The following is a 6891-nucleotide window of genomic DNA, read 5'->3' on the forward strand; positions in this document are numbered from 1 at the left end:
TCACTGAAGCGCTTAACTGAAGCGCATCAGTACAGGTGAGGAGGGTATGTCCGACTACGGTCGCACTACCGACGGCCCCACCGCCCCCGCTGTCCCCACCGATGTCCACCAGCACCTGTGGCCCGCCGCTTTCGTCGAGCGGCTGCGCGCCCGGACCCGGCCGCCGCGTCTCGACGGCTGGACCCTGCACCTGTCCGGTGAGCCGCCCTACGAGGTGCGGCCCGAGGACCACGACCCGGCGCTACGGGCCCGCCTCGATCCGGATCTGCGCCGCATCGCCGTGTCCCTGTCCAGCCCGCTGGGCATCGAACTGCTGCCGCCCGACGAGGCGGCCCCGCTGCTGGACGCCTGGCACGCGGGCGTTCTCGCGCTGCCGGCGCCGTTCGAGGGGTGGGCGTCGGCCCAACTGACCGCGCCCGACCCGGAGTCGCTGGCCATGCTCCTCAAGGATGCGGCGCCGCGCGGCACTTCCGGTGCGTCCGGCACGTCCACCGCGGCGGGCACATCCGATCGCCGGGCCACCGCGGCAGGCATGTCCGGCACCCCCGGTACCCCCGGCGGCCGGGCCACCGCGGCCCGCGGGCTGGTCGGGCTCCAGGTGCCGGCGGTCGCGATGGCCACGCCCCAGGCGCTGGAACGGCTCGCGCCGGTGCTCGCGGTGGCCGAGGCGGCGGGCAAACCCGTGCTGGTCCACCCGGGGCCCGAGCCGCCGTCGGCCGCGCAACTGCCCGCCTGGTGGCCGGCCGTGGTCGGCTACACCGGCCAGCTCCAGGCGGCGTGGTGGGCCTGGCACACCGCCGGGCGCGCCCTGCTGCCGCGGCTGCGGATCTGCTTCGCCGCCGCGGCCGGGCTCGCCCCGGTCCACCACGAGCGGGCGGCGATGCGCGGCGGCGGCCCGCTGCGGCTCGACCCGGGCGTGTTCGTGGACACCTCCTCCTACGGCCGGCAGGCGCTGGACGCCGTGGTCCGCGTGTTGGGCATCGACGCCCTCGTGCTGGGCAGCGACCGCCCGTACGCGACCCCGACCGACCCCCGTCTGGGCGCGGCGGCGCAGTTCGCCGTCCGCGTCGGCACTCCGCTCCACCTACTCGAAGGGATCAGCCCGTGACCGCTCCGCCGTCGTCCCTGCCGTCGCCCGAGGACCATGACACCGCTCCGGTACAGCGCGCCGAGCCCTGGCTCGGCGTGTCGTCCTCGCTCACCCTCGACACGCTGCCCGGACGCGACCTCGACAAGCACGAACTGCTCGAACTCGCCTGCGCCGTCGCCGCGGACCCCTCGCTCTGGCGCCGCCACGTGCTCTTCGCCGACGACCGGCGCCACTACGTCTCGCTGCACCGCGACGCCCACGTGGACGTATGGGTGCTGTGCTGGACCCCGAGCAACGACACCGGCTGGCACGACCACGACATATCCTCCGGCGCCGTCGCCGTCACCCAGGGCACCCTGGTCGAGCACAACCTCGCGGTGGGCATGCCGAGTCTGGCCACCCCGGTCCCGGCCGGCCAGGTCTACTGCTTCGGCCCCGACCACATCCCCCGGCTCACCGGCCGGGACGCCGGAAGCGTGTCGATCCACGCGTACTCGCCGCCGCTGTGGCGGATGGGCCAGTACGCCGTCAGCCGCACCGGAATCCTGCGGCGCACGTCGGTGTCGTACGCGGACGAACTGCGGCCGCTGGACGACATCGTCTGAGCGGCGCGGGACGACCGACGCGCGGACCCGCGCACGCGAAGGCGCGCGCGTACGCGTACACGTGACGTGGCGGGCGCGCGGGAGCGGGCCCCGGCTACGGGGGCGGGCCCGACCACCGGGGCACCGATTCGGCGGGGACGGGGCGCGGTCGGCCGTACGGTCGGTCCGGGTCCCGGCCGTCCTTACGCTCAACCCTGGTCCCGGCCCGCCTGCCGCGCTTCGCGCAGCACCTCCCGCCCGTCCCGCCAACGGGCCCATGTACCCGAGCCTGTCGGGTCGATCACCACACGGATCGTCTGCACCCGCCCCTCGACGAATCGCCACCCGGACGCGGGCCGTCGGGAGAGTTCATAGCGCAGCCAGGTCTCCTGCACCGCCTCGTCCTCGGTGACGCTGCCGAATGTCGCCGCACCGGGGACTGTCCGTGTCGGGTGGTACAACATCGATCATCGCTCACCACCTACTCGACATTCGGAAGGACGAGCCCGCCATGGACGAGATGGAGGTCGAAGTGACCGACGGCCCGTTTGCGGGTGTGCCGGGGGTCCTCATCTCCCATATCGGCGACCAGGTGCGGGTCGAAGTCACCGTGTTCGGCAGGCCGATGCCGCTGGACCTGCACGCCGGCCAAGTTCGCATCGCCGGGACCCCCTTGGCAGAAGTGCTGGGCGCCGCGGATGCCGCCGGCGGCTTCCACGCGTCGCTGCGCAAGCGGATCATCGCGGAACACGAGCGGCTCGCCACAGCGGAGACGTTCACCTTCTTCCTGGAACGCGTCGACGCGCCCGAGACCGATCTGGCGCCCGAGTGGGATGCCTACCTGGCCCACCGGGACGAGACGCAGATCCGGACGCAGGAACGTATGCGAGCCGCCCTCGACCGCTTCGACCGGCAGCTCGCCCCGTTACCGATCGACGAGGCCCTGCATATCATCGCCGGTGACGCCGCCTTCTGGCACCCGGGTACGATCGCGCTCCGGGATCAGCGCGTTCGGTTTCGTGAACCCGACCCGGAGGAGCGCCTCCACGCTGCCATCTTCGGCCAGCAGCTTGACGAGCCGGACGTTTCGCCTCACGAACGGGCGCGCCAACACCTCGAACAGGCGCGGCTGGCGGCCGAGGAACGGGACTACGAGCGGTGGAGAGCCGACCTGGCCCCAGGCGAGCAGCACGCGTACCCCACGAGGGGTAATCCCGCCCGGTACGCCTACGCGCGGGCGCCACGCCACGAGGTCAGCCTGCCTCCTGAGCACAGCGTCGAATGGGCCATCCGTTCCAAGGCCGGTGTCGGCAGCGGCCCGATCCCCCAGGAGGCGCTCGACGCGGTCGACGGGTTGAGCCTGACGCTGCACCGGCCCGCTGATCTGGCACCGCTCGGGTGGCTACGGAACCTGCGGTGGTTGTCGGTGCACTCAAGTCTCCCGGTCGACCTGGTGGGGCTCGCGTCGGTACTGCGTCCGGTCCGGACCCTTCATGATCTGTCGATCGACGCTCCGGTCCACGATGTCACTCCGCTTGCCCGGCTCACGCAGTTGCACGACCTACGGTTGGAGCACACCCAAGTCACCGACCTTGCGCCCTTGGCCGGCCTGACGGGCCTGTCCGACCTGTCCGTCTGCGGCGGCCCGCTGTCCGACCTCGCCCCGCTGTCCGGACTACGCCTGCACCGCCTGATCGTTCATCAGACGCGGGTGAGCGACCTGTCGCCGTTGTCGGGAATGGCGACGCTGGAAGTGCTCGGCCTGGTCGGCTGCCCGGTCCGGGACCTGACCGTGGTCGTCACCCTGCCCGCGTTGCGCTTCGTCGACCTGTTCCGGACCCCGATCACCGAACTCGGCGACCTCCCCGAACGGGCACCCGGCGTCACCTTCGAGGGCATGGGTGCACATGCCACCGATGCGACGGGCCCCGAACCCACCACGGCGGCATTCGCCCGGGACGGTACACCGGCAGTTCCTGCCTCCGACGCCCGGACGGCCGAACTGCGCGCCGAGTTCCGCGCCGCCGGGGACGACTACGCCCGTCAAGGACCGCTTGAACGGGCGATGTTGGCGGGCCGGCGCCTCGACCTGGTCCAGGAGATCATCAGCGGCAATTTCGACACCAGCCATTCGACCGCGGTAGGGCTGCTGCTGCGCGGCGGCGTCGGGGACGTACCGTTCCCGGACAACCCGTGGGGGATCCCACCCGGCGCCGACCTGACGCAGGCGCTGACCCGGGTGTGGGCGCCGGTCGCCGGGTTCGCCCCCCGGTTCCTCGCCGCCGTCCACGACCGGACCCTGGGCCTGGTCCTGCTGATCGACAAGAGCGGCACACCCGCCCTCGGCTATCTCACGTGGAAGCGCGACAACAACAGATCGGAGCGACTCGCCGACACACCGGACCGTCTCGACCAGTTCGCCGACCCGGCACGGGATTACCACATGTCTCTCCTGGTCGGTTCCGCCCCGCAGGTCGCCGACCCGACCACCGTCGTGCCACTGCTGGCCGGCCCGGTTCCCCGACCGGTCCGTGACTTCTGGGCCATCCATCACAGCCTGGACAACGGCTGGGAGAGCATCGGCGGCGGCCTCGACTGCAACACCCTGGAATTCTTCAAAGACGACAGCTGGACAGTGGTGGCCGAACGCCTCGACGGACTCCCACCGGATCGATTCGTCCACGCCGTCGGCAACGAGAACTACGACACCTACGTACTCGACCTGGACCTGCTCGACGACGCCGGCAACCCCACCGTCGCACACTGGGCTTTCAAGGAACGGGAGCTCGGTGGCCACAAACAGTACTGGGAATGGTTCGACAGCACCGGAACCGACCTGATCTTCGGCTCCTGACGCGGCAGGAGTCACGCCTGGCATCGACGCACTGTCGTCCTCGAAGCCGGCGGGCAGATCGTCTTCCGGGTGACGGTACCGGTTCGCGTCCCCCACCGGCCGGTAGGCGGGCGGCGCCCCTTGCACCGCGGCTCCCACGTCTTCAGCGACGGCACCAGCACCCGAGCCGGTCGCCCTGCCAGTCGTAGGCGGGGCCGGCAGGGCAGCGCGAACGTTCGCCGGTCCGGCGTGGTGCGCATTCCGCCCGCGGGCCAAGGGCGGGCCGCTCCCTCGTCATCAAGCGACGGACGCAACTCACTGTGCCGTCAGGGGACTTGATGCCGGGGCCGGACGCGGCGCCGACGATGACCGCGGCGATGGCGGCCGGCGCGCGGCAGGCCACGAGAGCCGGGGTGGCGAGGATCTTCCGCCAGGCCGGTGGCACGAAGTCGGGGCCGGGGCCGGAGTCCGCCGTCGACGTCGAGATCCGGCAGCAGTTGGGCGAGTAGCCGAGCCCCGCCTCCGCCGAGCGGTCGCCGGACGCCGCCGCCCCCGCCGCGCGGTCGGCGCCGTGCGGAGCCCGGCCGTCCGCTTGCACGCCGCGATCCCCCTCCGCGGGGCGCCGAATTGCCCGACAATGATGCCCAACACCCCTTTTCCCGCACCGCACTTGGCATGGTCTTTGCCGATCGTTGGCACGAACGGGTGCCTCCGCATCGGTCATTGTCTGCACACTGTCAATCACTGGCGGCACGCGAACCCCACTGACCGCCGCCGGTTACACGCCTGCACCGCGAGATCCGCGAGAAGGAGCAGCATGTCGGCAACCAAGCGCTTCACCGCCGCAACAGCCGTCAGCGCGGCGGTCATGTCCGCCCTGGCCACCGCCCCGGCCGTGGCGAGCGCCGCCCCCACTGTCTTCCAGGCGCCGGTCGGCAGCCACCGTGTCATCGGCCCCGACGGCCGCATCGAGCACAGCACCAGCTCCAACTGGGCCGGCTACGCGGCCACCGGGCAGACCTTCACCAGCGTCTCGTCCAGTTGGGTACAGCCGGCGGTCAGTTGCTCCAGCTCGACGGCCTACTCGTCGTTCTGGATCGGCCTGGACGGCGACGGCAGCAACTCGGTGGAACAGACCGGCAGCGAGGGCGACTGCTCGGGCGGCAGCCCCCAGTACTACTCCTGGTACGAGATGTACCCCGCGTACCCGGTGAACTACAGCAACACGGTGAAGGCGGGCGACCACTTCACCTCCACGGTCAGCGTCAGCGGGACCAAGTACACGCTCACGCTCTCCGACACCACCCAGGGATGGACGAAGACCACCACCAAGACGCAGAGCGGTCTGTCCGACGCGTCCGCCGAGATCATCGCCGAGGCGCCGTCCAGCTCCACCGGCGTGCTGCCGCTGGCCAACTTCGGCACGGCGTCGTTCACCAACGCCACCGCCAACGGCCAGCCGATCGGCAACTACTCGCCCGACCAGATCAACATGGCCTCGGGCAGCACCACGAAGGCGAGCACCTCGGCCCTGTCGGGGAGCGAGAACTTCACGGTGACCTGGAAGCACAGCTGACCGCGGCGTCGTAGGGCCGCACCCGTGAGGACGGCGGCCGGCTGACGCCCTCGGCCCCGCCCGGACCTGCCCCGGGCGGGGTCGAGTGGCGTACGGCTCTCCGGGACAGGGGTGGTTTCGGGACGTAACGGTCGGGTACCCGATGGAACCCAGCCCCGGCCGGGGCGCGGCGCACATGCCGCGCGGCCCGGCGATCGACAAGGGAGGCCATCGCCGCATGACGGACCAGGGAACCAACAAGACCGGCTTCGCCCGTGACGACGAACTGAAGAAGGAGATGCAGGTCGCGCTGAAGGCGAACCGGGCGGTGCGGGCCGGCGAGGAGCTCGCCGAGCCTCAGCCCTCCGACCAGGACCAGGCCCTCACGGAGCCCGCCCGCAGCGGCGCCGCGCCGGCCGGCATGACGCCGCAGGGCGTCTACGTGCGCAGCGACCTGGCCAGGCATCTCGACCGCAGCGTCTACCCGGCCCGCCGCGGCGCCCTGCTCGGCGCGCTCCACCGCCACCAGGCGCCGGACGCGCTCGTCGAGCGGGTGGCCGGCCTTCCCCCGGACGAGACCTACCCGAACGTCCAGGCCGTCGTGCAGGCCCTGGGCTACGGGGTCGAGGTCCGCCGCGACTGAGCCGTCCTCCCCCGGCGCCCATACCACCGCTCCCCCGGAACCGGGAGCCCCCGTCCGGAAGCGGGGGCTCCCATCGGGCAGCTGGGCACCCCCGTCCGAATAAAAGGGTCAATCCGAGAACAGGGCCGTCCGGAAACGGGCCCCCGTCCAACCGCTTCCCGCGAGCGGCTAGCTTCGTGGTGTGAC

The 6891-nt window shown here is 71.7% G+C and carries 7 protein-coding genes; 6 read left to right on the forward strand and 1 reads right to left on the reverse strand.

All coding sequences use genetic code 11. The annotated features are described in order from the left end of the window. The first annotated feature begins 46 nt into the window (after positions 1-46). Positions 47-1108 (forward strand): amidohydrolase family protein, encoded by a 1062-nt coding sequence (locus AC13HU_RS28285; protein WP_483044795.1) that lies wholly within the window; start codon positions 47-49, stop codon positions 1106-1108. Next, entirely contained in the window at positions 1105-1695 is a 591-nt protein-coding gene (locus AC13HU_RS28290; RefSeq protein WP_483044796.1) for a cysteine dioxygenase, read from the forward strand. Before AC13HU_RS28285 ends, AC13HU_RS28290 begins: the two co-directional genes overlap by 4 nt. Before the next feature lie 188 nt (positions 1696-1883). Here AC13HU_RS28290 and AC13HU_RS28295 read toward each other — a convergent pair whose 3' ends face one another. Continuing rightward, a complete protein-coding gene (locus AC13HU_RS28295; RefSeq protein WP_483044797.1) occupies positions 1884-2138 on the reverse strand; it encodes a hypothetical protein in 255 nt (84 codons plus the stop codon). A gap of 47 nt (positions 2139-2185) precedes the next feature. Between AC13HU_RS28295 and AC13HU_RS28300 the strand changes: the two genes are divergently transcribed. The 4 genes from AC13HU_RS28300 (at position 2186) to AC13HU_RS28315 (ending at position 6705) form a co-directional block, all read left to right on the forward strand. Continuing rightward, positions 2186-4528 carry a hypothetical protein gene (locus tag AC13HU_RS28300; protein ID WP_483044798.1) on the forward strand — a complete coding sequence of 781 codons (2343 nt, stop codon included), beginning with the start codon at positions 2186-2188 and terminating at the stop codon, positions 4526-4528. Positions 4529-4845: 317 nt separating this feature from the next. After that, positions 4846-5016, forward strand: coding sequence for a hypothetical protein (locus AC13HU_RS28305; RefSeq protein WP_483044799.1), 171 nt, complete (start codon positions 4846-4848; stop codon positions 5014-5016). 308 nt (positions 5017-5324) lie between these two features. Continuing rightward, complete coding sequence (locus AC13HU_RS28310; protein ID WP_483044800.1) at positions 5325-6083, forward strand: G1 family glutamic endopeptidase; 759 nt, start codon at positions 5325-5327, stop codon at positions 6081-6083. A 217-nt stretch (positions 6084-6300) separates the two neighbouring features. Beyond that, positions 6301-6705: a DUF2795 domain-containing protein gene (locus AC13HU_RS28315; protein WP_483044801.1), complete on the forward strand. Its 405-nt coding sequence runs from the start codon at positions 6301-6303 to the stop codon at positions 6703-6705. The last annotated feature ends 186 nt before the right edge of the window (positions 6706-6891 follow it).

Source organism: Streptomyces sp. NH27, from assembly GCF_056859195.1.

Coding starts and splice junctions, on each gene's coding strand:
- AC13HU_RS28285 (WP_483044795.1), top strand. CDS start 47: ATGTCCGACTACGGTCGCACTACCGACGGCCCCACCGCCCCCGCTGTC.
- AC13HU_RS28295 (WP_483044797.1), bottom strand. CDS start 2,138: ATGTTGTACCACCCGACACGGACAGTCCCCGGTGCGGCGACATTCGGC.
- AC13HU_RS28300 (WP_483044798.1), top strand. CDS start 2,186: ATGGACGAGATGGAGGTCGAAGTGACCGACGGCCCGTTTGCGGGTGTG.
- AC13HU_RS28315 (WP_483044801.1), top strand. CDS start 6,301: ATGACGGACCAGGGAACCAACAAGACCGGCTTCGCCCGTGACGACGAA.
- AC13HU_RS28310 (WP_483044800.1), top strand. CDS start 5,325: ATGTCGGCAACCAAGCGCTTCACCGCCGCAACAGCCGTCAGCGCGGCG.
- AC13HU_RS28305 (WP_483044799.1), top strand. CDS start 4,846: ATGCCGGGGCCGGACGCGGCGCCGACGATGACCGCGGCGATGGCGGCC.